The 26,148-nt window shown below is 52.3% G+C and carries 21 protein-coding genes; 7 read left to right on the plus strand and 14 right to left on the minus strand.

The features are described from left to right. Positions 1-134 precede the first annotated feature (134 nt). Positions 135-1,115: a YdcK family protein gene (gene ydcK, locus L2097_RS07110; RefSeq protein ID WP_250352475.1), complete on the plus strand. Its 981-nt coding sequence runs from the start codon at positions 135-137 to the stop codon at positions 1,113-1,115. Here the strand turns inward: ydcK and rimL are convergent. From rimL to L2097_RS07130, 4 genes are all read right to left on the minus strand, one after another. Beyond that, positions 1,110-1,661, minus strand: a complete 552-nt coding sequence (gene rimL / locus L2097_RS07115) for a 50S ribosomal protein L7/L12-serine acetyltransferase (RefSeq protein WP_250352476.1) — start codon at positions 1,659-1,661, stop codon at positions 1,110-1,112. The genes ydcK and rimL overlap by 6 nt on opposite strands. Before the next feature lie 47 nt (positions 1,662-1,708). Continuing rightward, entirely contained in the window at positions 1,709-3,364 is a 1,656-nt protein-coding gene (locus L2097_RS07120; protein WP_229220548.1) for a glucan biosynthesis protein D, read from the minus strand. A 385-nt stretch (positions 3,365-3,749) separates the two neighbouring features. Further along, a complete protein-coding gene (locus L2097_RS07125) occupies positions 3,750-4,529 on the minus strand; it encodes a transporter substrate-binding domain-containing protein (protein ID WP_047370416.1) in 780 nt (259 codons plus the stop codon). Between the two features lie 12 nt (positions 4,530-4,541). Continuing rightward, positions 4,542-5,711, minus strand: coding sequence for a pyridoxal phosphate-dependent aminotransferase (locus L2097_RS07130; protein WP_047370417.1), 1,170 nt, complete (start codon positions 5,709-5,711; stop codon positions 4,542-4,544). Positions 5,712-5,822: 111 nt separating this feature from the next. Here L2097_RS07130 and L2097_RS07135 point away from each other — a divergent pair, with 111 nt between their 5' ends. Continuing rightward, positions 5,823-6,665 (plus strand): LysR family transcriptional regulator, encoded by an 843-nt coding sequence (locus L2097_RS07135; protein WP_047370418.1) that lies wholly within the window; start codon positions 5,823-5,825, stop codon positions 6,663-6,665. Here L2097_RS07135 and L2097_RS07140 read toward each other — a convergent pair. Together L2097_RS07140 and hglS are read right to left on the minus strand one after the other, a co-directional pair. Then, positions 6,662-8,170, minus strand: coding sequence for a carboxylesterase/lipase family protein (locus L2097_RS07140; protein WP_250352477.1), 1,509 nt, complete (start codon positions 8,168-8,170; stop codon positions 6,662-6,664). The genes L2097_RS07135 and L2097_RS07140 overlap by 4 nt on opposite strands. A 42-nt stretch (positions 8,171-8,212) precedes the next feature. Beyond that, positions 8,213-9,556, minus strand: a complete 1,344-nt coding sequence (gene hglS, locus L2097_RS07145; protein ID WP_047370420.1) for a 2-oxoadipate dioxygenase/decarboxylase HglS — start codon at positions 9,554-9,556, stop codon at positions 8,213-8,215. A 292-nt stretch (positions 9,557-9,848) separates the two neighbouring features. Between hglS and L2097_RS07150 the strand changes: the two genes are divergently transcribed. From L2097_RS07150 to L2097_RS07160, 3 genes are all read left to right on the plus strand, one after another. Next, on the plus strand, positions 9,849-10,772 hold the full coding sequence (locus L2097_RS07150; protein ID WP_047370421.1) for a LysR substrate-binding domain-containing protein: 924 nt from the start codon (positions 9,849-9,851) through the stop codon (positions 10,770-10,772). A 141-nt stretch (positions 10,773-10,913) separates the two neighbouring features. After that, a complete protein-coding gene (locus L2097_RS07155) occupies positions 10,914-13,211 on the plus strand; it encodes an FdhF/YdeP family oxidoreductase (RefSeq protein ID WP_250352478.1) in 2,298 nt (765 codons plus the stop codon). A 255-nt stretch (positions 13,212-13,466) separates the two neighbouring features. Next, a complete protein-coding gene (locus L2097_RS07160; RefSeq protein WP_250352479.1) occupies positions 13,467-15,851 on the plus strand; it encodes a glucose/quinate/shikimate family membrane-bound PQQ-dependent dehydrogenase in 2,385 nt (794 codons plus the stop codon). Between the two features lie 114 nt (positions 15,852-15,965). Here the strand turns inward: L2097_RS07160 and L2097_RS07165 are convergent, their stop codons facing one another. From L2097_RS07165 to L2097_RS07180, 4 genes are all read right to left on the minus strand, one after another. After that, positions 15,966-16,406 (minus strand): lysozyme inhibitor LprI family protein, encoded by a 441-nt coding sequence (locus L2097_RS07165; RefSeq protein WP_250352480.1) that lies wholly within the window; start codon positions 16,404-16,406, stop codon positions 15,966-15,968. Positions 16,407-16,577: 171 nt separating this feature from the next. After that, entirely contained in the window at positions 16,578-18,275 is a 1,698-nt protein-coding gene (locus L2097_RS07170; protein WP_047370424.1) for a methyl-accepting chemotaxis protein, read from the minus strand. Positions 18,276-18,429: 154 nt separating this feature from the next. Continuing rightward, a complete protein-coding gene (locus tag L2097_RS07175) occupies positions 18,430-19,548 on the minus strand; it encodes an S-(hydroxymethyl)glutathione dehydrogenase/class III alcohol dehydrogenase (RefSeq protein ID WP_250352481.1) in 1,119 nt (372 codons plus the stop codon). A gap of 32 nt (positions 19,549-19,580) precedes the next feature. Then, complete coding sequence (locus L2097_RS07180) at positions 19,581-19,856, minus strand: metal/formaldehyde-sensitive transcriptional repressor (RefSeq protein WP_250352482.1); 276 nt, start codon at positions 19,854-19,856, stop codon at positions 19,581-19,583. A gap of 472 nt (positions 19,857-20,328) precedes the next feature. Here L2097_RS07180 and L2097_RS25680 point away from each other — a divergent pair, with 472 nt between their 5' ends. Then, positions 20,329-21,951, plus strand: a complete 1,623-nt coding sequence (locus L2097_RS25680; protein WP_284453918.1) for a methyl-accepting chemotaxis protein — start codon at positions 20,329-20,331, stop codon at positions 21,949-21,951. A 66-nt stretch (positions 21,952-22,017) separates the two neighbouring features. Here L2097_RS25680 and L2097_RS07195 read toward each other — a convergent pair whose 3' ends face one another. After that, on the minus strand, positions 22,018-22,674 hold the full coding sequence (locus L2097_RS07195) for an MgtC/SapB family protein (protein WP_250352483.1): 657 nt from the start codon (positions 22,672-22,674) through the stop codon (positions 22,018-22,020). On the opposite strand from L2097_RS07195, the gene L2097_RS07200 reads away from it, so the two are divergent. Next, positions 22,644-23,336, plus strand: coding sequence for a tetratricopeptide repeat protein (locus tag L2097_RS07200; protein WP_250352484.1), 693 nt, complete (start codon positions 22,644-22,646; stop codon positions 23,334-23,336). The genes L2097_RS07195 and L2097_RS07200 overlap by 31 nt on opposite strands. 4 nt (positions 23,337-23,340) lie before the next feature. Here L2097_RS07200 and L2097_RS07205 read toward each other — a convergent pair whose 3' ends face one another. From L2097_RS07205 to cybB, 3 genes are all read right to left on the minus strand, one after another. Beyond that, positions 23,341-23,577: a DUF1272 domain-containing protein gene (locus tag L2097_RS07205; RefSeq protein WP_071845876.1), complete on the minus strand. Its 237-nt coding sequence runs from the start codon at positions 23,575-23,577 to the stop codon at positions 23,341-23,343. A gap of 364 nt (positions 23,578-23,941) precedes the next feature. Beyond that, the gene (locus L2097_RS07210; protein WP_250352485.1) at positions 23,942-25,267 is read right to left on the minus strand and encodes an MFS transporter; all 1,326 of its coding nucleotides are present in this window, start codon (positions 25,265-25,267) and stop codon (positions 23,942-23,944) included. A gap of 215 nt (positions 25,268-25,482) precedes the next feature. Then, positions 25,483-26,013, minus strand: a complete 531-nt coding sequence (gene cybB / locus L2097_RS07215) for a cytochrome b561 (RefSeq protein ID WP_250352486.1) — start codon at positions 26,011-26,013, stop codon at positions 25,483-25,485. Positions 26,014-26,148 lie beyond the last annotated feature (135 nt).

Below are 26,148 nucleotides of genomic sequence, written 5' to 3' on the forward strand. Positions count from 1 at the left end.
CGTTCCTTAATTTTTCATGTATAAGCGCAAAACTTATAAGTTGCATCTAAAATGCATTTTATGTTTTTTCATTCTGAATAGCCAGTATCGCAAAGTTTGCTACGTTTATCGTGGGGAAATAACGGAAGCAAACAATGAAAAAATACCGACTCAGTGATGAGCGCCGTGCGTTCAGTTACCAGATCAACGGCGAAAAACAGAAGGTCTCGTTGCGCCAGATTATTGCGTTACGCGACTTTGGCGACGTGACCGCAGGGACTTTCGGGGGCTGGGTGGATGAAGATACCGCCTTGTCGCAGGAAGGCAACTGCTGGATTTACGATGTAAACAGCATGGTATTTGCCAACAGTCATGTGCGCGATGACGCGCGTCTGACGCAACCCTGTCTTGTCTGTCATGATGTTGAAATTAGCGGCAACAGCTGGGTTGATGCTGCTGAGATAAGCCATGGTGCCGTCTTACGTGACAACGTCACCGTGCAAACATCTACCGTTCGCGGCGCCTGCCATCTGTTCGGCCATGCGCGTATTTTACACGGCTGCGAAATCATCGCCGCACAGGGTCTAACCCCGGATAATCAACAGATACTGCAAATTTATGACCGCGCCACGGTCACCCATTCGCGCGTGGTCCACCAGGCGCAAATTTATGGCGATGCCATCGTTAAGTTTGCGTTTATCGAACATCGGGCTGAGGTCTTTGATTTCGCTTTGTTGGAAGGCAATGAGCAAAATGATGTCTGGGTGTGCGACTGTGCCAAAGTTTACGGTAAAGCGCGAATTGTGGCCGGACATGAAGAGGATGCCATCCCTACTCTGCGCTATAGCGCGCAGGTTGCGGAAAATGCGACGATCGAAGGCAATTGCGTACTCAAACATCACGTCCTTGTCGGTGGCAATGCGCACTTACTCGGCGGGCCGATTCTGCTTGATGAAAAAGTCGTTATTCAGGGAAATGCACGTATCAGGGGCAATGTATTGATCGAGCATCATATTGAAATCACCGATGACGCGGTGGTGGAAGCGCCAGAAGGCGACAGTATTTTGCTGCGTGGTCAGAAGGTCATTAATGGCACACAGTATATAACCCGTACGCCATTAGCCGGGCTGCTATGATGAGCGATCGATAATCTGACCGTAAATATTTTGATCATAAAAACTGCCGTTCAGGAACTCCGCCTGGCGCAGACAACCTTCGAGGATAAAACCGTTACGCAGTGCGACACGGTTACTGGCTTCGTTCGCCACGCGGCATTTAATGACAAACCGACGAACATCGCCGCGACGCGCGTAAAAGGCCATAAACGCCTGCAGGCAGGCGGATATAATCCCCTTGCCCTCTTTGTCTTTATCGAGCCAGTAACCGATATAGCCGGTTTTATTCGTCGGTTCGATGGAGTTGAAAGAGAGGACACCCACCAGCACGTTATCTTCGAGGATCAGGAACATTTTGGCGTAGCCGCGCTGATGCAGGACAATATTGCTTTGCGCGGTTTGCCGGGTCTGGTCAACCGAGCGGACATACTGCGGCCAGTCCAGAAAGTGCTGTAGCCATTCGCGATTTTTAACGATCAGTTGATGTAGATCGTGAACAAAACGCTCATCAATGGCATGCAGCGCCAGATGGTCGTTGACGACGATCAGGCTGTCGGTGGATTCCATAACATCTCCTCATATCAGAACCTCCCTCCCCGAGGGAGGTTACCGATTTAGCGCATGATGCGATCATCCACGTAGTTGCGCTTATCCGGCGCAGGCGGAAAATACTGATACAACCAGGTCTCGCTGATCGCATCGCCCTGACAGCGCAGGAAGAGGCGCATTTCAACCGGGTCGGTGGAATTAGACGTGGGATACCAGTCGAACAGAATACGGTAGCCGTCGAAGGGCTCAACGTACAGGATTTCAACCTGCTTAGCTTCCCCATTCGACAAGGTGATAACGGGCTCAATCCCCTTCGGCGCAGCGGCTTTCAGATCGCCGCCGACAAAATCAATGGCGAAACGACGAGCCCATTTTTCCGGGTAATGTTCGCCCGGTGCCCACCCTTCCGGGAAGCCCCCCATACCGGTGCGAGTGGCATAGACACGCGCCAGCGGCGAACGTACCGGCGGCATGGCGCTCCAGTACAGACGATACTGAAAAGCCAGTTCGTCACCTGCACGAACCGGTTTCTCCGGCTGCCAGAAGCAGACCACGTTATCCAGGGTTTCACCCGTCGTCGGGATCTCCATTAATCCGACGCTGCCTTTACCCCATTGGTTACGCGGCTCGACCCACAGGCTTGGGCGTTTGTTATACCAGCCCATTACGTCCTGATAATGAGAGAAGTCGCGGTCCAGTTGCAGCAAGCCAAAACCTTTCGGATTGTCGTCCAAAAAGGCGTTGAATTGCAGTTTCTGCGGGTTATTCAGGGGACGACAAACCCACTCCCCATTGCCGCGCCACATGGCCAGCCGATCGGAGTCATGGATCTGCGGATGAATGGTATCGCACACGCGACGTTCATTGTTACCACAGCTAAACATACTGGTCATCGGCGCAATACCCAGCTGTTTGATGTCTTTACGCGCATACAGGTGGTTATCCACCTCCATGATCACCTGGCTCTGCTCACAGTGGATCACAAATTTGTATGCCCCGGTCAGACTCGGGCTGTCGAGCAAGGTATAGACCGTAAATGAGGTATCAGAGGCTTTCGCGGTTTCAAACCAGAATGCGGTGAAGTCCGGAAACTCTTCCGGAGTGTCCGTAAAGGTGTCGATTGCCGCGCCACGTGCAGAAAGCCCGTACTGGTAAGTACTGTCTACCGCGCGGAAATAGCTGGCCCCCAGGAAAGAGACGATATCGCGACGTGCCAGTTCAGGCGCTTTAAAGGCGCGGAAACCGGCAAACCCTAGATCGCTTTGCCCTTCGAGCTGCTTTGTGTCAACGCCCGCGTCATGGTAGTTAAATAATTCAGGACGGAAATGAATTTCGCGCGCCTGTTGGGTGGCGGGATCGAGCGAGAACATGCGCACCCGGCGACGGAAACCCATCCCCATATGGAAAAACTGCACGTCCAGCTGACGACCTTCAACATTGTTCCACAGGGAATGCTGCGCATCGTACTGAATGGCGTTGTAGGCCTGTGGCGTCATGTTGGCGAGCGTATCCGGCAAAGGACGCGGCGCGCCGCCCCACGGCTGCTGCGCCAGGTCATGCGCCATGGACTGCAACACGGAAAAATCGAAACGACGACTCTGACCATCGGCGATATCGGAATCTGCAGCAAATGCCGCACGGGAGAACAGAGAAGCAAAGCCGGAAGTCCCGCACGCTGCGGCCAGCGCCATTGATGCCTTAATGAAACGTCTGCGGTTCATGCCTGATAATACGTCCTTATGGTCGTGAGAAGCGGTGTTGTACAAAACAAAACCACGGCAAAAGCTAACAGTTATGACCGCACACTCTAGACAAAATTGATTGAGAATCCAATTGTTGGCGGGTGATATTCTGCGCAAAGCTGGAAATATTTTTGTCGATGGGATCGGCCTGAAAACTGTGTAAAGAAAGGTATGATTTTTACTGCGCGGAAAATATCCCGTTACGTTGCTCACTGCATCGCTGCCCTTTTCGCACCAGGGGCATAAAGCACGATGACGGTACGAAAGCAGTAAAGAGCGTAGAAAGCCAGGGATGCGCAGGGATTGCTGATATAAAAAGACCCCATCCGGACATCAACGGTTGGGGTCAGAAAAGGTCGGCTTGTTATTTAGCGCTGACGCTCACATCAATACCGGGGAAGTATTTCTCCGCCAGCGTTTTGATGGTGCCATCGGCGCGTACTTTATCAATTGCGGCGTCGAGTTGCTTTTTGGTGGCCTCATCACCTTTGCGCAACCCAAAACCGATGCCACTGCCGAGGATCGTATCGTCAGATACCGGTTTGCCAATAAAGCCAAAGCCTTTACCCTGCGGTTTGCTCAGGAAACCTGCCTGCCCGGCCGCTGACATGACCAGCGAGGCGTCAATGCGGCCATTCAGCAAATCACCCCAGGCCATATTCTGATCTTTATAAGACACCACGGTGACACCGTGCTTTTCCCAGTGCTCTTTTGCATAAGTTTCCTGAATGGAACCCTGCAATACACCGATAGTTTTACCCTTCAGACCTTCGGCCGTCGCTTCCATACCATCACCCGACTTGCCCACCAGTTGAGAGGGAATGCGGTAGATAGGTTGGGTAAAATCGATGCTCTGACGACGCTGCTCGGTGATATTCATCGCTGAATTGATCGCGTCAAATTTTTTCGCCACAAGACCAGGGATCAGCGCATCAAACGAAGTTTCGACCCAGGTACATTTCAGTTCTGCGGCTTTACAGATGGCATTGCCCAGCTCGATATCAAAACCTTCCAGTTGGCCAGAAGCATTGCGGCTTTCAAACGGTGGATATTCCGCTTCCAGGCCATAGCGTAACTGGGTTGCTGCGAAAGAAGATAATGAGCAAAGCATGCCCATGCCCAGAAAGAGTGCTTTCAATTTCACGGTTAACGCTCCTTAGCGTGGCTTAACACGACACAGGGCCTGCGCGCCTGCTCTGAGTGTGGCCTCGTCTTTGGCAAAAGAGAGGCGAATCAATTTGTTATCAGTACCATCAGTGTAAAACGCCGATAACGGAATGGTGGCAACGCCGTAATCGGTAATTAACCTTTTCACCATCTCGCTGTCGCTCTCGTCGCTGAAATGGCTGTAATCCGCCAACAGGAAGAACGAGCCCGCGCTCGGCAATAAGCGAAATGGCGATGCTGCCAGCAGGCTTTGCAACAAGTCGCGTTTGCGCTGGTAGAAGGCCGACAGCGACAGCCAGGTCTGGGGATCCGTCATATGCTCGGCAAAAGCGTACTGCATTGGCGTATCGGCGGAAAACATTAAAAACTGATGGACTTTCACAATCTCATCCATCAACTCTGATGGCGCAACGCAGTAACCCACGCGCCAGCCCGTGACATGATAAGTCTTACCGAAGGACGAGATAATCACACTGCGCTGCGCAAGTTGCGGATGTGTCGCCATACCATGGTGCGGCTGCTCGTCAAAGACGACATGTTCATATACTTCGTCAGAAAGAATCACGATATCGGTGTTGCGCGTCAACGCCGCCAGTTGTTGCAGATCGTCAGCAGAGAAAACCTGACCGCTCGGATTATGTGGCGTGTTAATAATGATCATGCGCGTGCGGGGAGTGATGGCCGCGCGAACTTCGTCCCAGTTCACCGCAAAATCGGGGACCGTGAGTTTAATGGCGATAGGCGTCGCCCCCTGCAGGCGAACAATGGGCGCATAGCTGTCAAACGACGGTTCGAAATAGATAACTTCATCGCCCGGATGAACCAGGCCACTGATGGCCGAATAGAGACCTTCACTGGCGCTGGCGGTAATCAGTATTTCGCTGTCCACGTCATACTGCGTGCCGTACAGATCACTGATCTTCTCGGCAATGCGTGTTTTCAGCGGACGTAACCCCGTCATCGGGGCGTACTGGTTATGATCGGCCTGCATCGCTCTGGTCACGCCGGAGATCAACTGCGGATCGCAGGAAAAATTGGGCGCGCCCTGAGAAAGGTTAATCGCATTATGCTGTGCGGAAAGCTGACCAATAACGGTAAAAATGGTCGTACCCACGTCGGGCAATTTTGAACGGGTTTTCACCGGTGTACGCAGAGTCATTCTTAATCCTTTCTCATTAAAAGTGCATAACCATTCAAATAAAAGCGCGTTGAGTCCACAATCGATTTGTTGTCATAATAGCCATGAATAAATTGCATAGCTGGAGTCACCATGCCAAACCGTACCTTGCCGCTGAATGCCATTGACGCTTTTCTGGTTACGGCCCGCCATTTAAATCTTACCCATGCCGCAAAAGAGTTATGTCTGACGCAGGGGGCGGTAAGCCGCAAGATTGCTTCACTGGAGACATGGTTTGGTTTCCCGCTGTTTGAGCGTCATGCCAGGGGTTTGCGGTTATCGCCTCAGGGCAGTGCCCTGCTACCGGAATTACGTTCAGCGTTTGAGCATCTGCAAACCCTTGCCGCGCAGGCACGGGCACAGCAAACGGTCGTCCGTCTGAAAGCGCCGACCTGTGCGATGCGCTGGCTGGTTCCGCGTCTTATTCAGCTTGAGCAAACCAGCCCTGACTTGCAGGTGGCATTGACGACCACCACTGACCATGGCGTTAACTTCAAAACTGAGCCGTACGATGCGGCAATCGTTTTTGGTACCCATTTCAGCGCGGGCGATCTGCTGTTTGATGAAGCGCTTACGCCGGTCATGAGTCCCCAATTGACGGCCGATGACACGCTCAGTCATTTGACGTTTCTGCATCCGACCAGAGATAAAACAGACTGGTCGCTGTGGCTGGCGAAACAGGACAGCACAACGTGGGTTATGAAAAAAAATCAACACTTCGACACCATGGATCTGGCGATCACGGCGGCCATTCAGGGGCTTGGCGTGGCCATTGCTGATGAAACGCTGGTCGCAGAGGATATCCGCGCCGGTCGCCTTATGCGTCCTTATGGGCAGAGCGTTAAGACAGGGGCGAGCTATCGTCTGGTTCTGAGAGATTCACAGAATAATGCCGCCGGGCTGGCGGCATTTCGCGCGAGCTTGCTGGATAATTAATCAAGTTTGACGTGATGCCGCATGACCCGTTTAAACAGTGTCAGGCGTGCCCGCATAAACCGATTTGCCATGCGAAATCCCGCATGTTTATTCAGTCCCATGCGTAGCAGCCTGTCGCGCCCTTTTCGGCAAGCCTGCCAGCGAACAGGGCCATGAAGCACATCGCAAGTGACGCTGGCTTCGCGGGCAAAGTTAACCCAGTAATCGGCAACCTTTGCCGCAAATGCCAGATCTCGATCATTGACGTAATGGCACGCAGGCTCCGTCAGCATCAGATTATCAAACACATAGGGCACTTCGTTTCCGTGCCACGCGCCATTGATGTAGGTGTCGTGCTCGGCTTCTGCCACGTAATCAAACCAGTAGCGCCAGCATGGTTGCCCGATGCGCTGTTGCGCCTGCATTATCACCAGTCCGAGCGAGGTGAACGCCATATCCCTGCAAACCTGGCGCCCCAGTTCCGTATCCCCTTTTACCCCGGGGTAAAGCAGCTTAATGATCCCGAGGCCAAAACGTTGCTCACGACGTAACTTATCAATTTGTCCGGCGAGGTCGACGCCAAACTCGGCCATCACGCTGGCTTCATCGCTGTTCGACCCCACAATAACCGGCATCGGATGCTGTGTTGCGTTGAAAAAAACCTCCAGTGCCGGCACAGGCAGGACGTCGTCTCCGGCAATCGGCGCGGGAGCGATCTTAAGCGGTGAAGGGAGCGGCCAGAATGCCTCGGCCGGGATCGCGCGCAATAGCTCTGCCGTGGCATTGGGTGCGCCGAGATGCTCTGCAACGGCGATCCCTTTTTCCAGCGCGCGCTCAAGCGGCGTATCCGGCAAGGTGTAGCTGCTTTGAATAATGGCTTTGTGAAAGAGCCCCTTTGCCTTCGGCGAGGCCATCAGCGACATCACACTTCGTCCCCCGGCGGATTCGCCAAACAGCGTGATATTACGCGCATCGCCACCGAAGGCATGGATATTCTCTTTAACCCAGCGCAGCGCGGCAATTTGATCGAGCAGGCCGAAGTTACAGACGGTTTCGCCCTCTTCTTCTTGCAATGCCGGATGGGCGAAAAATCCCAGATGCCCCAGCCGATAATTGAGGGTGACCAGCACCACACCGCGTCGGGCGAGAGCTTTGCCATCATAGGGCGGCAAATCGCCCGCCCCCATGGTAAAACCGCCACCGTGCAGCCAGACCATCACCGGGAGTGGCGCACTGCGCGCCGCCGGAGCCCACACATTGAGATACAGACAATCTTCGGACAATTTACCCGGATCGCCGCCGGCAATTTGCGTGCAGATTTCACCGTTCTGCCAGCAGGAAGCCGAAAAAGTATCCGCCACGCGGACACCTTCCCAGGGTTCTGACGGTTGCGGCGCGCGCCAGCGCAGCGGCCCGACGGGAGGCGCCGCATAGGGAATACCACGCCAGACGAGACAATCCTCGTCGGTCACACCAATCAACGTGCCGTGGCGGGTTTCTGCTAACGGCGCGGAGGGATTTTCCATGACAACATCCTGTTTATGCACACCCGTAGCAGAGTACCTTTTTTACAACAGACCGCAACGTCGTTTGCTGCGCTCTTCTGCTTGCTCATAGAGGGTGAACTCATCAAGCACTTCACAGCCGAGCGCCTCTTCAAAACGCCGCTTGCTGGCGTTACCGTGGCTACGCTGTTGCGTTTCGTTGCCAAGGTTTGACTGAAAGATCCCGGCCGCACTGACGGGCAAAAAATCTTCGTAGATGATGGGTTGCGCAACTACCCAACCGCGCTCGATAAGCGGTTGCGGATCGTCACCCGGACGAATCGCCTTACGGTGAGCCTCGCCAGAAGGCGTCAGGCGATAGCGGAAGTAGGCCAGTTGCTGGCGTCGCAACAGCATTTCGCTGTCGGGGAAAGATTGAAATATCTCCTGTAAATGTAACTGATGCGTCAAATTGTCTTTCCCGGTGCCGGCTTCATTAAGTAACCGGTCGTAAAGCGCCCTGCCTTTTGGCGTCAGCGCCACGCCGCGCTGTTCTATCTCACCAAAACGCGCAGTATGCGTCCCCTCCTGCTCGCCTGCGAACAATACCGGTTCATCCAATGCTTTGAAGCTGGTCTGGCGCAATAAGATTGGCACATCGCGGCGCGGCGGCCCTTCAATCAGGATTTTGGGTTCTATTCCATATTTCGGCATCAGCGCCTGAACCTGGTCAATATCCAGCGTGCGCGGCGTCAGATGGTTGATATGGCAGCCGGGGAAGCAGACCACATCGGCAATCAGGCGGTGCTCAGTATGGAGCGCATGGTATGTTAGGGCATCCACGGTGGCATGACGATGCCAGCGAAAGGTCTCCAGCGCCTCTTTCACAAATTCACTCGCCTGGACGGCAGTGAACGCGCCGGTTTGTTCATGTAAGGCAATGAGTTCATGGCAACGTGGAGTGAAAATATCCCTGCGCTGTAAAATCGCGGCGGCCTGGTCGCGCAGTTGCGCATCCTCAATCAGTTCGAGGCGCAATAACGAGGTAAAAATGCGAAACGGATTACGTGCCAGCGCCGCATCATCAATGGGGCGAAAGGCAGTGGAGTGTACAGGAACCCCCGCCTGAGACAGATCGTAATAGCTCACCGGAAACATGCCCATAATGGCGAACATCCGTCGTAACGTCGCCAGTTCTTCCGGGCGTCCAACGCGAATTGCCCCATGGCGCTCGACGTTCAGGCGCGCCAGTTCATCTGCGTTAACCAGTTTTTCATGCAACCGGGGGTTATTCTCCAGTACTGCCAGATTGACGTCCGCAACCAGCTCCAGCAAGGTGCCGTACTGCGGAACTTCCTGCTGGTACATCGTTGACATTGCCTGCGAAAATTGCTCCCGAATGTCATCAGCCGTGATGGTGTTCGCCATGTTGTCATGCCTCCAGTATGTATTACCTGGAGTGTAGAGAAGCCGTCGCGCGCCTGTGGGAGAGAATTTACGAAGTGTGATCGCGGCAGAAAACCAAAAATGCCGTATTTCCGGCTATTTGCATAACCAAAAATTATGCTTAACCCCCCATAGACATGCGGTTGACATCACACTGCCGGGAAAATTTGTTTGTAACTCAACGAGATTAAATGTTAAGAATGTTTTGCTACCAAGTTAACATAATTAAGCAACTTTACTTGCCACGGACATCGCTTCGTTTTTACATCATCTTATGGAAAAAAACGGTTTGTTCTCCCAGCGCATACGCTTGCGCCATCTGCATACATTCGTCGCCGTCGCTCAGCAGGGAACCCTGGGGCGTGCGGCAGAGACCCTTAACCTTAGTCAACCCGCGTTGTCCAAGACGCTGAATGAACTGGAGCAACTCACCGGAACGCGTCTGTTTGAGCGTGGCCGACTGGGAGCGCAACTCACCCTGGTGGGTGAGCAGTTTTTAACCCATGCTGTGCGCGTACTTGATGCGCTCAATACCGCAGGCCAGTCGCTCAACTACAAACCTGAACAAAACAATGCCGTGATCCGTGTTGGCGCATTACCCACTGCGGCGCTGGGCATTCTGCCGTCGGTGATTGGTCAGGTACATAAGCAGCAGCCTGATATCACCATTCAGGTGGCGACCACCAATAATCCTATGTTGTTGGCCGGGCTGAAATCCGGTGAGTTGGACGTCGGCATCGGCCGTATGTCAGATCCGGAACTGATGAGCGGATTGACCTATGAGATGTTATTTCTTGAGTCACTCAAACTGGTGGTGCGCCCCAACCATCCGCTGCTACAAACCACGATTACGCTGAGCCGGGTGCTGGAATGGCCTGTCGTCGTACTGCCAACCGGTACAGTGCCACGCCAGAATACGGAGGATTTGCTGCAAAGTCAGGGCTGCAAGCTTCCGACCGGCTGCATTGAAACACTCTCTGCGTCGTTATCACGACAATTGACCGTGAATTTTGATTACGTCTGGTTTGTTCCTTCCGGCGCAGTCAAAAATGATTTGCGCGAAGGTTCACTCACCGCGCTACCCATCGTACCGCCGGGTATGGGCGATCCTATCGGCATTCTCACTCGCGTGGATGCCCCCCTCTCTATCGGCGTGCAAACGCTGATCGCTGCTATTCGTAAAACCGTGCCAGATTAATCTGTACGCGCGCCAGACACGGACCGTTGCGCAAATGGTAAACTTATTGTTAATTGTGTGATAAAAGATAGTTGTTGATTAAGGATTGCTGTTACGCAGCGTAGTGTTTGCGCAAGAGCAATCCGCTGTCCGGAAGAACACATGAAATTCAAAACTGCCATAAAACCTTATCGCGCCGCTGCCGGTGGATTAGGTTCTCTTGAAGCAACCACCCGCTTCGTTTTCGACAGCAAAAATGCCCTTAAAAACTTGCGCAATCTACTGCGTATGAATAAAGCCCGCGGCTTTGACTGCCCCGGTTGTGCCTGGGGCGATGACAACAAAAGCACCTTTAGTTTCTGCGAAAACGGCGCGAAAGCGGTGACCTGGGAGGCAACACGCCGCCAGATTGACGCCAGCTTTTTTGCGCAACACAGCGTAAGCGCCCTCAACCGTCAGAGCGACTATTTTCTGGAGTATCAGGGCCGACTCACGGAACCGTTGCGCTATAACCCGCACACCGATCGCTACGAACCCGTGAGCTGGGATGATGCATTTGCCCTGATTGGACGCCATATTCGCGAAATGGATCACCCGAACCAGATGGAACTTTACACCTCAGGGCGAGCGAGTAATGAAGCGTCGTATCTTTACCAGCTGTTTGGTCGCATGGTCGGCACTAACAACTTCCCCGATTGTTCAAACATGTGCCATGAGGCCAGCGGCGCAGGGCTGAAACGCAGTATCGGCATCGGTAAAGGCACTATTCATCTCACCGATTTTGAACAGGCCGATGCGATTTTCGTCTTTGGGCAGAACCCAGGCACTAACCATCCGCGTATGCTCCACAGCCTGCGCCACGCTGCCGATCGCGGCGCGCGGATCGTTACCTTTAATACGCTGCGCGAACGGGGGCTGGAACGTTTTGCCGACCCGCAAAAACCGCTGGAGGTCGTCACCTCCAGGGCAGGCGCAATCAGTTCGGCCTATTACCAGCCGAATCTGGGGGGGGATATGGCCGCCGTGCGTGGGATGGCGAAAGCGTTGCTGGAAACGCATCGCCAGCGCCTGGCGAACGGGGAAGCCGGTATCTTCGATGATGCGTTTATCGCTCAACACACCACGGGTATCGAGGCCTGGTTTGCGCAAATCGATGCTACGTCCTGGCAGTCCATTGAAGCGCAATCCGGTTTGAGCGAGCAGCAATTGCGTGACGCCGCCGCCGTCTGGCAGAGCGCCAGGCGGGTCATATGTACCTGGGCTATGGGCATTACCCAGCATAAACATTCGCTGGATACGGTACGTGAAATCGTCAATTTGCAGTTGCTCGGCGGTCATCTGGGCAAACCGGGCGCGGGGCTGTGCCCGGTGCGCGGACACAGTAATGTGCAGGGTAATCGGACAATGGGGATTGATGAAAAACCTCCTGCCGCCCTGCTCGACAGCCTGGCACGTCATTTTGGTTTCGAACCACCGCGCGCCCCAGGACATCATACCGTGGCCGCCATTCAGGCTATGTTGCGTGATGAAGTGAAAGTCCTCATTACGCTTGGCGGTAATCTTGCCGCCGCCGCGCCGGACACCACACTGACCCGCGAGGCTTTGAAACGTTGCGGTTTGACCGTGCATATCAGTACCAAACTCAACCGTACCCATTTGATGCCGGGTGCGCAGTCGCTCATTTTACCGACCCTGGGACGTACCGAAGAGGACATGCAGGCGACAGGTCGTCAGTTCGTAACCGTCGAAGACTCATTTAGCATGGTTCATGCCTCAGAAGGTATCGGTAAGCCGCTGGCAGAAACGCAAAAATCGGAAACCGCGATCGTTGCCGGTATCTCCCACGCGGTACTGGGAAACAGCAAGCTGGACTGGCTGGCCTTAGCCGATGATTACAACCTGATTCGCGATCATATCGCCGCCACTATTCCCGGCTTCAACAACTTTAATGCTCGCTGCGAAGAGCCCGGTGGTTTCTGGCTGGGAAACAGTGCGGCATCACTCACCTTTGCAACACCGTCCGGTAAAGCAGAATTCAGCAGCGCACCGCTTCCAGCTGCCGTCTGCCCGGAGATCAGCGCGCCATTTGTGTTACAGACATTACGTTCGCACGATCAGTACAACACGACGATTTACGGTCTGGATGACCGCTATCGCGGTGTTTATGGGCAGCGCGACGTCCTGTTTATGCATCCGGACGATATTCTGGCACTGGGGCTGAGCGACGGCGACCGCGTCGATATCACCACCCTGGCGACCGACGGCATTACCCGTCAGGTTACAGGGTTCCGTCTCGTTGCATACGCCATCCCCCGCGGTAATCTTGCGGCCTATTATCCGGAAACGAATCCACTGGTCCCCCTGACCCGCTACGGTGACGGTACCGGAACACCGACCTCTAAATCCATTCCTGTGACGATTACCCCCTCGCGAAGTGTCGATACGCAGCGTATCGCCTGATCAAGCGGCCCGCCATGCGCGGGCCAGTTCTCAAATAATGCGATCTAATTTTTTAACAATTGCGTCAAGTAATTTAACAGATTTATCATATTCGCAAATTCACCAAATGGTTCGTTTTCCATATAAAAAGTGAGTTTTCCACGCGGATACCCTCAATAACATCTGCAATAAAATGATAACCCTCTAATGCCGTTATCCATTTGGTACATATGCACCATTACGTATCGGATAATCGGTGTGTTAAAGGAGATGGAAATGGCACCTGGCAGCAGCACCCCACGCAGGTTGGTTACCCTTCTGCGCTGGCTCCTCGCCATTCTGATGCTCGTCATCGGTCTGGCAATCGGCATTCCTGGCATCAAACTCATCACGTTAGGCGGCAGCGTCTGGTTTGCCACGATGGGTATCGTGATGCTGATTGCCGCGATACTTATTCTACGAAATCGTCCCGGCGGCATCATTCTGTATGCACTGGGCTTTATCGCGTCCATCATTTGGGCAATTTACGATGCCGGATGGGCGTTCTGGCCTCTGTTCTCACGCTTGTTTACCTTCGCCGTTCTGGCATTTCTGGCTGCCCTGCTGTGGCCTTTTATGCGCGCACAACAATCGGTAAAACCGGTTAACAAATCTGCGTTCGGCGTTGCGGCAATCCTCGCGGTTGTGCTTCTGACCAGCGTTGGTGGGATGTTTAAAACCTGGAATGTGATCGCCCCGACCGAATCCGTTACCGTCAAAGCGGTTCAGTCGGGCAGCGAACAGCATGACTGGAAGCACTGGGGCAATACCACCCACGGCGATCGTTTTGCCGCGCTTGACCAGATCAACAAACAAAATGTCGATAAGCTGCAAGTCGCCTGGGTTGCACACACCGGGGATATCCCTCAAAGCAACGGCTCTGGCGCGGAAGATCAGAACACACCGCTGCAGATTGGCGACACGCTGTATGTCTGTACCCCGTACAGTAAAGTACTGGCGCTGGACGTCGATTCCGGTAAAGAGAAATGGCGTTATGACGCGAAAGCGACAGCACCAAACTGGCAGCGCTGCCGTGGCTTAGGGTATTACGAAGAACCGCATACCGCTGTCACTCCTGCCGTACAGGCACAACCTGCAACATGCGAACGCCGCCTGTTCCTGCCCACTACCGATGCACGTCTGGTTGCAATCAATGCCGATAACGGCCAACCGTGCGCAGACTTCGGTGATAACGGTACCGTTGATTTGAGTGTCGGCATGGGTGAAATCAAACCCGGTTACTACCAGCAAACGTCCACACCGCTGGTTGCGGGGAATATCGTTGTGGTCGGTGGCCGTGTGGCGGATAACTTCTCCACCGACGAACCACCAGGCGTTGTCCGTGCCTATGATGTTCACACCGGCAAACTGGCGTGGGCGTGGGATCCGGGCAACCCGGCTCGGAAAGGCCTGCCGCCAGAAGGTCAAACCTACACGCGCGGTACGCCTAACGTCTGGTCGGCAATGTCTTATGACGCGAAACTGAATCTGATCTATCTGCCGACAGGCAACGCTACGCCAGATTTCTGGGCGGGCGAACGTACCGCGCTGGATGATAAGTACAGCTCATCCATTGTGGCGGTGGACGCAACAACCGGTGACGTACGCTGGCATTTCCAGACCACTCACCACGACCTGTGGGATTTCGACTTACCGTCACAGCCGCTGTTGTATGACTTACCTGACGGCAAAGGCGGCACCACGCCGGTGCTGGTGCAGACCAGCAAACAGGGCATGATCTTCATGCTCAATCGCGAAACCGGTGAGCCGGTGGCGAAGGTAGAGGAACGCCCGGTTCCAGCCGGTAATGTGAAAGGCGAACGCTATTCCCCTACCCAGCCGTACTCGGTGGGCATGCCGATGATCGGTAATGAAACCCTGAAAGAGTCTGACATGTGGGGTGCAACGCCTGTCGATCTGCTGATGTGCCGTATCGCCTTTAAGGGCATGCGCCATCAGGGGGTTTACACCCCACCGGGCCTCGATCGCGCATTGCAGTTCCCGGGTTCGCTGGGTGGCATGAACTGGGGCAGCGTTTCCGTTGACCCGACCAACAACCTGATGTTCGTCAACGATATGCGCCTGGGACTGGCAAACTACATGGTGCCACGTGAAAACGTCGCCAAAAACGCCAGTGGGATTGAGATGGGTATCGTCCCGATGGATGGCACGCCGTTTGGCGCAATGCGCGAACGCTTCCTGTCGCCGCTGGGTATTCCTTGTCAGAAACCGCCGTTCGGAACCATGTCTGCTATCGACCTGACTTCCGGGAAAATAGTGTGGCAGGTTCCCGTGGGCACCGTTCAGGACACCGGCCCGCTGGGTATTCGCATGCATATGCCGATTCCGGTCGGTATGCCGACACTGGGCGCATCGCTATCCACCCAGTCTGGTTTGCTGTTTTTTGCCGGTACCCAGGATTTCTACCTTCGCGCGTTTGATACGGCAACGGGTAAAGAGATATGGAAAGATCGTCTGCCGGTGGGAAGTCAGTCTGGCCCGATGACGTATGTTTCGCCGAAAACGGGCAAACAGTACATCGTCATCAATGCGGGTGGCGCCCGTCAGTCACCGGATCGCGGTGATTATATTATTGCTTATGCGTTGCCGGATCAGCCGTAAACCGGGCGCGTTATCAACAAACCCGCCGCCATGGCGGGTTTGTTATTCAACATGAAGTTTCAACGAAGATTTTTAATGCTGACAAGTTGTGGGATCTATAACAAAAAAATCAGCTTACTCTGCTTCCAGTTTGATCATTTCAATTTCAGCAATTCGCCTTTTGTTCATATTAATATTGCAACTTGTGAAAGCGGCACCCAGATAGTGCGTGCCTTGTGCAGCAGTCGTCGCAGCATTGCAGTAATCATTACGATATTTCAACCACTCCACCTGGCTTTTCTTTAAGTCGTCAATCATGCCCGCTTTTCGGCTTTCATCAGCCATCCACCATTTTGTATAATCAAAAGCATCAATTTCTTTTAATTTATGCTGGTAACTTTGCTCAAGTTGATGATCCGATTTATCATTTAAATCCTCTAAACACTCAACATTATTTTCGCCGTATTTATCGAAACATTTATCCACTTCTTTTGATGTGGTTATATTGCCCGTGGGGGCCGCCGGTAAACCATAGGATATAAATAAGAGTGACATAAAAATAGGTAGCTTATTCATTACTAAAGACTCCTGTCACGAATACCTGTTCGTCACTGATTACAACTCAATCTCACGTCGTATTACCGATAATTTACAACATCCTTGCGATTCACGCCCCGATCCATTCATAAAAAAAGCCGTGGTGATGTTCACCACGGCCTCTATGACGGGCCTTATGGCCCTATACCATCAGAACGTTTCCCAGTTCTCGCTGCCATGTGCCATAGCAGGACGCTGAGTACCGACGGGCTTCAGCGGGGTTGATGAGGATTTCACCGGACGACTTGTACCGCTGGCATGCACGCGGAACGCACCAACCGCTTCGGTAAGACGCGCGGCCTGCTCTTCCAGAGAGGTTGCCGCTGCTGTTGCTTCTTCCACGAGGGAGGCGTTCTGCTGGGTGACATTATCCATCTCGGTGATAGCCTGGCTAACCTGAGTAATACCTTTACTCTGCTCATCCGACGCGGCGGCAATTTCCAGCATGATATCGGTAACGCGTTTTACCGCCGTCACGATCTCATCCATGGTTTCACCGGCGGCCACGACTTCGCTGGAGCCTTTATCAATCAAACTCACTGAGTCGCTGATTAACGCTTCAATCTCTTTCGCTGCCTGCGCACTGCGGCTCGCCAGGGTACGGACTTCGCTGGCTACCACCGCAAAACCACGGCCTTGCTCACCGGCGCGCGCGGCTTCAACTGCGGCGTTCAGCGCCAGAATGTTTGTCTGGAAGGCAATACTGTTAATCACCGCGGTAATTTCGGAAATTTTCTTCGAGCTGGACGTAATATTGCCCATGGTCTGTACCACACCATCAACAATCTCACCGCCTTTGGTCGCTTTACCGGAGGCATCACGCGCCAGGTTGCTGGCATGATGCGCATTGTCCGCATTCTGTTTCACGGTCGCCGTAAGCTCTTCCATACTGGCTGCGGTCTGCTCAATCGCTGCGGCCTGCTGCTCAGTACGTGAAGAAAGATCGGTATTTCCTGCAGAGATCTCGCTGGTTCCGCGATAAATTTCCTCAGCGCCATCACGCACGGTGGTCACGGTTTTCACCAGGGAACGCTGCATCAATTGCAAATCGTTGGTCAGGCGGCCAATCTCACTGCGACCGGTGACTTCCTCAGGTACAGTCAGGTCACCGCCCGCAATATGTTCAATACGTCTGGCAGCACGCTGCAGCGGATTGATCACCACACGACGCAATACGGTAAAGGTAATGACCGTTAAGAAGAGCGCGACGGCAAATGCGCCCGCCATAAAGATCAGCCCCAGTTGGGTGCGCTGGTGTGCTTGTTCACCCAGGCGAGTTGCGCGATCGCTACGAATCTGAATCGCTTTAAGCAGATATTCATTGAATGCGCTGTCTAAAACCCGCGCCTGCTCATTTTCGTGGTTGATGATGGCTTCAAACATGCCGTTTTTGGCATATTTCAGCATCGGCTGCATGCCGTCGAAATAGGCGTTAAATCGGGTGGTCAGTTCGCCATCGAGCGCTAAATCTTCCGGCGTTTTAACCGCACGGGCCATATAGGTATTAAAGCCCTCCTGTGCCTGCTTGATACGTTTTTCCGCATCTGCAATGTTCTTTCTCATATCATCCATTTCGGCAATGCGGCTGGCCGCCCCGGCATGGATCAGGCTGATACGCGCTATACGTAAGTTATTGGAACTGTTAGATAACCCCATACGAACCTGGATTTCTTGCGTCACATCCTGCTGGTCTCTGTCAGCCTGCATCAAGAAATACCCTGCTAACCCGGAACTCAACGCAAATAACAGCAATATGCCACTCAGGATAGCGGAAAATAGGGGAACCAATCGAATATTGTGCATAAATCCAATGCCTTGCTGTCTGTGCATCGCTGCTGTGTTATCCATGGCTATCGACTCTCTTTTGTATAAGATGCGTAAAACACGCCTGTCAGAAAGGTATCGGCAATTGTGGGATTTATGTTAAGGGGAAAAATGTCAGGCGGGTCACAGATTTAGACATTGAAAATGCCAGCGGCTTAACCGCTGGCCAGTGGTTTACTTATTTATCGCCGAAATGAATGACAGTACGAATAGATTTACCTTCATGCATGAGATCAAAGGCTTCGTTGATCTGATCTAACGGAAGCCGATGGGTAATAAACGGGTCGAGACGAATCTTACCCGCCATCGCATCCTCCACCATTCCCGGTAACTGCGTGCGCCCTTTTACGCCACCGAAGGCAGAACCACGCCATACGCGGCCTGTCACTAACTGGAACGGACGGGTTTTGATCTCCTGGCCCGCGCCCGCAACACCGATAATGACGCTTTCGCCCCAGCCTTTATGGCAGCATTCAAGCGCCGAACGCATGACATCTACATTGCCGATACATTCAAAGCTGAAATCAACACCGCCATCAGTCAGCTCAACAATCACCTCCTGAATCGGTTTTTCGTAATCTTTAGGATTCACGAAATCCGTTGCCCCCATCTCTTTCGCGAGGGTGAACTTCTCCGGGTTGGTATCGACGGCAATAATGCGACCGGCTTTGGCCTGAACCGCGCCCTGAATGACCGCCAGACCAATACCGCCGAGCCCGAACACCGCAACGGTGTCCCCCTCTTTTACTTTTGCCGTGTTGTGCACCGCACCGATACCGGTGGTCACGCCGCAGCCCAGCAGGCACACTTTCTCCAGTGGCGCCTGCGGATTGACTTTCGCCAGGGAAATCTCAGCCACCACCGTATATTCGCTAAACGTACTGGTCCCCATGTAGTGATAAATCGGCTCACCATTGTAGGAGAAACGGGTGGTGCCATCTGGCATCAGGCCCTTGCCCTGAGTGGCGCGAACGGCCTGACAAAGATTCGTTTTACCGGATTTACAGAACTTACACTCACCACATTCTGCGGTATACAACGGAATAACATGATCGCCGGGTTTCAGGCTGGTCACCCCTTCGCCGACTTCCACAACAATGCCACCGCCTTCGTGACCGAGTACCGCCGGGAATACGCCTTCCGGATCATCACCTGAAAGGGTAAAAGCGTCAGTATGGCAAACGCCGGTGTGGGTAATGCGAACCAGGACTTCGCCTTTTTTTGGCGGTGCGACATCAATCTCAACAATTTTGAGCGGCTGACCCGGCCCAAACGCAACAGCAGCACGTGATTTCATCAAACTCTTCCTTTTTCGGTGTACGTAAATGTTTATTTTAGATAAGAGCGCAAAAGATGACCGACTTCCGCCATGCGGACAGCGCGCTGATCGGGTGTGGTCTCGCCACTGACCAGTTCATCTTTCAGGTGTATTTCCACCATTTCCCCCATCAGACCATTCGCCGCACCACGTACGGCAGCAATCTGTTGCAGAATAGCAATGCAGGGATCGCCGTTTTCCAACGCGCGCTCCAGTGCGTCAACCTGCCCACGGATGCGACGAACCCGGGTGAGAATACGTTTTTTATCTTCAGGTGAATGCGGCATAACCACTCCTTATATACTATAGGGGGGTATGGTACATGGTTTCGAATCTTGCTGCAAAATTAATATGTTGTGGAAATCATAAAAACCTGGCACCGGGATAGCGCTCACGTATCTATGAGACACCGTTAAGTATATTCTGCCGCCCTTCCCTCTGACCTGATAATTAATTTGACTCCCACTTATGGCGTCATCTTTAGAAAACATTTTTGCGCTAAATATTTACGCATCCCATCCAGACAAAATATATCTTGTGAAATTAGCATATGTATGCATCAAGAATTAACAATGATATATCCAACTACCGAGTTTAGCTATGCTATTTCTTAATGTAGACTCACTAAATAATATCGCCCCGCAATATTCATAATTATCGTATTTTAAAATCTCATTTTCATCCCAACTTATTGATATATCGAAACCTATAATAATCAAGGTATTTATTTCTCTCGGCAATATAAATTAATGAACCATTATGACGATAATTGTTTCACTGCACATTTTCACAATCGCAATATTTTTGGGTTTCACGCTGGAGCAGGACGATATGGTTAAGAATATGAACATCCGCAGGAAGTTAACATCGGCTTTTGGTTTGATCATTTTGGTTTTAATGGTGCTAAGCGGCGTATTTTATTATAATTTTGCGACCCTTATAACTGCAAACAACTGGAACGTACATACTTATCAAGTGATTGATGAAAACAGGGCATTGACACTAAGCCTGGTGAATATGGAAACCGGATTACGCGGTTTTGCGCTTACCGGAAAGGAGGAGATGCTGGAGCCGTATAATAGCGGTCAGAAATCATTTTCTACCCACTGGGACGCGCTTAAAGAATTTACCGCCGACAATCCCGCCCAACAGGCCCGGCTTAAACACCTTTCAGAACAGTATTCGCTATGGTTGCATGATGTGGCTGAGAGAATTATTAATAACCGCCGGGATGTATCGAATCAAAAGATGAGTGCCGATGACTTTAATGCCCGCTTCGAAGCGAATACAGGTAAAAGTCAGATGGACAGTATGCGGGGTATAATTGATGAGATGATTAATGCGGAAAGTGTATTACTGCATGTCAGGCAGGACACCGTGAAATCGACCGAGACGCAAACCCGATTTATTCTTCTTTTCGGTGCGATCCTGAGTGTGATTATTGCTGTAGCATTATGCGTTATTATCTCACGCATTATTACGACACCATTGCAGATTGCAGTAAAAACCGCAGAGGCAATTGCGCAAGGTGATTTAACGTCTTCCATTAAAGGGCATTCTCGTGATGAAACCGGACAACTGCTGAATGCGCTGGATGCCATGCAAATACAGTTACGCTCCCTTGTTGAAAAAATTCAGGATTCGGCAGCGTCAATTGACGAGGCGGCCAGAGAGGTAGCAATCGGCAACACGAATTTATCGAGCCGCACGGAGGAACAGGCCGCGTCGCTCATTGAGACCTCGGCCAGCATGGAACAATTGACAGTGACGGTACGCCAAAACTCATCTAACGCACAGAATGCCAGTACGCTTGCGGCCACTGCCTCGTCTGTCGCGGAGCGTGGCGGCAAGGTCGTGCAAAATGTCATTACTACAATGGGCTCTATTTCCGACAGTTCGCAACACATCGTCGAGATCATCAGCACCATTGAAGGGATCGCCTTTCAGACAAATATCCTGGCATTAAACGCGGCTGTGGAAGCGGCAAGAGCGGGAGAGCAAGGCCGTGGTTTTGCTGTTGTCGCCAGTGAGGTTCGTGGTCTGGCCCAGCGAAGCGCGACCGCTGCAAAGGAGATAAAAGAGTTAATTGAAGCCTCAAGCGCCAAAGTATCGGAGGGCGCGACGCTGGTCGGTCAGGCTGGCTCCACGATGGATGAAATTCTGGCCTCCATTCATGAAGTCGCTGCATTGATGACTGAAATCTCAACGGCGTCCGGAGAACAATCTACCGGTATTGAACATATCAGGGTGGCGGTGAACCAGATGGACGACGTGACGCAGCAAAACGCCGCGTTAGTTGAACAAGCCGCCGCTGCCGCAGCATCGCTGGAAGAACAGGCGTCAACATTGACGCAAACAGTTGGGACCTTCCGCGTGGTTTAGCCTCATCGTGCGCCGGGGTCCCTCTCCTGGCGCACAAAGGTTTTCTGCCCCAGACCTTCCAGATTTTTATTTCACCGCCAGCGATTTCACGCCCTCAATTCGGCATAAATCCGCGCCGATATCGTTTATTGGCATACCGGGGCGTAGCGTCAAAACAAGAAATAATTCACTGGTTTTATCCCCCGCCTGGCTGTTTTTCAGGGAACGAAAGGCAAATTTAACTGACCTTTCCTGTAACGCCGCCAAAACAATGGGCACACTTTCTGGTTTTAGTTTGATCTGCACACCATAATGCTTACTCAAAAAATGGTGACTTAACTGCCGGAAGACCTCAAGCACAAAGAGCGTCATAAAGGCGCCATAGATGCCAATGGCGTACATTCCGCTGCCGATGACCAAGCCAATGGCTGATGTCACCCACATCCCTGCCGCTGTAGTGAGCCCCTTGACGATCTGTTTTTGAATAATGATGGTTCCGGCACCCAGAAACCCCACGCCACTGACCACCTGTGCGGCGACCCTGCTGGGATCGAGGGCGACATGGTTCTCCTGCAAAATATCCTCAAAGCCATATTTGGAGACAATCATAAACAGCGCGCTGCCAATCCCGACAAGGACATGTGTTCTTAACCCGGCGTCTTTTGCGCGCAACTGACGTTCAAGGCCAATAAGCCCGCCAAGTAACCCCGCCAGTGCAACGCGTAGCAATAAATCAGTCACCATTTCTCACTTCCTCATCTATCCTCACGACGATTGCTTTATTCAACCAAAGCACATATCAGCGCGATCGCAAGACAAGTTGCCATGCCTCCTCAGTTTCCAGGAAATTATCCTTTCTCTTTACTGTTATTCATTTTACTGTCGGGAATGACATCAATCTGGTTGAAAATATGAAAACAGAACCTATGGAAAAGAATCTGCAGACGGCCATTGCTTTGCGTAAAGCAGGCGAATATGAAAAAAGCCGTGAATTACTTGAAGACCTTATTAATAATGCGGAATTAAAAGCACGCGCCCTACTCAATATTGCCTGGTCCTGGGACAACCAGGGCGCGGAAGACAAAGCGGAAATATATTATCAAGCCGCTTTAGAGGCAGGTCTTGAAGGAGAAGATAAGTTTGAAGCGTTATTTGGCCTCGCCTGTACTTACCGGTGTCTCGGGAAATACACCTCAGCCAAAGCGCGTTTTACCGAAATACGGGCAGCCTGGCCAGAGGCAACGGAAATTATCCCCTTTTATGCCCTATGCCTGCATAATCTTGGCGAAAGTGATAAGGCAATGTCGGTGATGCTGGAACTGGTTGCACGGCACCCGCCGACAGAGAATATTAGACGTTATCAAAAAGCCTTGCACTATTACGCCCGGAACCTTACCGGGGCGTAAGCAGTTAAGCGCACCCTTGCGGTTTAAAAATGCGTGTTGTTGATGCGGGGTTGTTCACCAGTTTTGCGGCCGGCCTTTGGGGTCGCCTGACCAGTTCGCCGCCGCAGTTCGGGCAGCGCATCGCCATTTTCTGTGCGCAATCCTTGCAAAATGTACATTCAAACGAGCAAATAAGCGCCTGAGCGGAATCAGGGGGAAGATCGGTATTGCAGCATTCGCAGTTGGGTCTCAGTTCCAGCATAACGTGTTCCTTTCAGGTGCGTTATCAACGTCGGGTGTGTTCAGGCTAAGTCAATAATATACCGAAATGAATACAGCACGATCGCGGCAAAATAGTACGGCGGGAAATAAAGGGTGTCGCCCTGGCAAGAATGAGTACGTCATCCTTGAGCGAGCTGAAAGACCGCACAGGTCTTGCCAGGGCAACATGTTCTGCCTTTTCTGGTGTTGGCCTAACAGGCAGAACAGAATTGAGTCTATGCAATTGAAAGGATTAATCAAATAAAAATATATCATTGATCGACAAAACCGATCAAAAGATCACTTTTCAATCACCCGCCATATAAGAGACGATCGCCCGGCAGAAAAGACTACCGGGCGAGATATTAACGCTTCAGAGGCAATCCGGCCGTTTCGCGGGCACGCAGGACCGTCAGGAAGGTAATCAACGCAGCGGCCATCACGTAATACGCCGGAGAGAATTTATCCCCCGTCGAGGTTATCAGCCAGATAGAGAACCACGGTGTAATACCGCCAAAGAATGCGACAGCAAAATTATAGGCGATTGACAACCCGCCATACCGTACGCTGGTGGGAAAAAGCTCCGCCATCGCCGCGCTGCAGGCGCCGTCAAAAGCGGCAATAAACGCGCCGAGCATCATCATCGCGAGTACCGCTGAGAAAAAATCACCGTTAGCCATGAGCATCATTGCCGGATAACTCAGCAATATGAAACCGGCACATCCGGTCAGCATCAACGGCTTGCGGCCATATTTATCGGATAAATAGCCCATAAACGGCACCAGTACCGCAACCGAAAACAGGCCGATTGTGGTGATGGCATAGGAGTCCAGCTTCGAGTAGTGCAGTTCCGTTGAAAGATAACCAGGCATAAAAGTTTGTAGCGTCCAGTGACCCACCGCTTTGATGACCACAAATCCCACGCAGAAAAGAAGCGCCGCCCAGGCATGTGTTACCGCGGAACGCAGCGGCGTGGCGTCTGTTTTCCCCTGTTTTTTCGCTTCCAGGAACTCGGGGGAATCTTCCAGTTGCGTACGCAAATAAAGCCCAACCCAACCTAATGGCCCGGCGATAAGGAATGGAATTCGCCAGCCCCAGTCATTCATGGCACTTTCGCCCAGAAAAGCCGTCAACAGAAATACCAGCCCGGAACCCGCCACGAATGCCATAAAGCCGAAGTTATCTATCCAGCAAGTGAAATAACCACGTTTATTAACAGGCGCGTATTCTGCCAGGTAGGTCGTTGCACCGGAGCTTTCACCGCCGGCGGCAAATCCCTGAATGAGGCGGGTAATCACCAGCAACACGGTGGCAGTGATACCAATCTGGTGATAGGTCGGCAGCAATCCCATCACAAAGGTCGCGCCAGAGGTCAGAAGAATAACAGTGGCAAGGACTTTTTGCCGCCCTTTCCGGTCGCCAAGAGAACCAAAAAACAGGCCGCCGAGCGGGCGCATAACAAAACCTGCGCCAAAGACTGCGAACGATGACAGGAGCGCCACGCTCGGATTTTCGGCGTGGAAAAATTGTAAGCCGATGATGGCGGCAAGTGTTCCGTAGAGACCGAAATCGAACCATTCAACAAAATGGCCGACGCCCGTGGCCAGCAGAACTTTACGTAATTTGCGTGACGTAGTGGCATCCTCCGACAAAACCGTCCGTTCGAGCGATTGCTGTGCAGGCTGTGTCATAGCCCCTCCATGTATGATAGTGTTTCTATAATAGATATACTATCTACACTGACAGTTCGAATTTCGCACAGCAGATAACGCCCAAAATGTGATAACCGCCCTGCTTTCTCAGTGAAAAACCAAAGACGATCACATTTCTTTAAGGCAAAAAATAAGCCCCGCACCAGGCGAGGCTTAAAAATAACGGCAAGGTAACACCGCTATCGCATTTATATTTATACACGTTTCTTCGGCATCATGCGCAATAACGTATTGTCTTTGAAGAAATAATGGTGTGCGAGCGCGGCCAAAGCATGCAGAGCGATGACATAATAACCAAGCATGGCCAACGTCTCATGATATTCCTTAAGCGTATCCACCAGATCAAAGTTGGCTTCTGCCGCGTGCGGCATCGGCAAACCGAAGGCTATCCAGTTACCACCGCGGTTATACATCATTAACACGCCCAGAATCGGCAGCGCGATAAACAGCAGATAAATGATCAGATGACCCAGATGCGCCAGGCCGGTCAGTGCGGGTGACGGTTTCGGCACGATGGGCGGGGTCGGACTCTTAAGACGAATCAGCAGGCGTGCAACCATCAATATCAAAATGGTGATACCGCAGGAGACATGGACAATATTGAAATAGGAACGCCAGTCGCGCGGCGCAAAACCACGAAACTCCATGGCGCAATACGTCACAATGACCAGAAGAAACACCAGCCAGTGGATAGCTATCTGAAACCCGGAATAGTTGTTGCGCATATGACAATCCTGAAACGAAACAGAAGTAAAGCCAACATACCGAGCTTTTCTTAAAAATTCATTAACTTTTCTTTATCAATTATCAATCGGTTACGCCTGGATGAGAAGCTGTCATTTGCCGTTGTCTGTAACCCA

This window comes from Citrobacter sp. MNAZ 1397 (assembly GCF_023613995.1).
GTDB classification, from domain to species: Bacteria; Pseudomonadota; Gammaproteobacteria; order Enterobacterales; family Enterobacteriaceae; genus Phytobacter; species Phytobacter ursingii.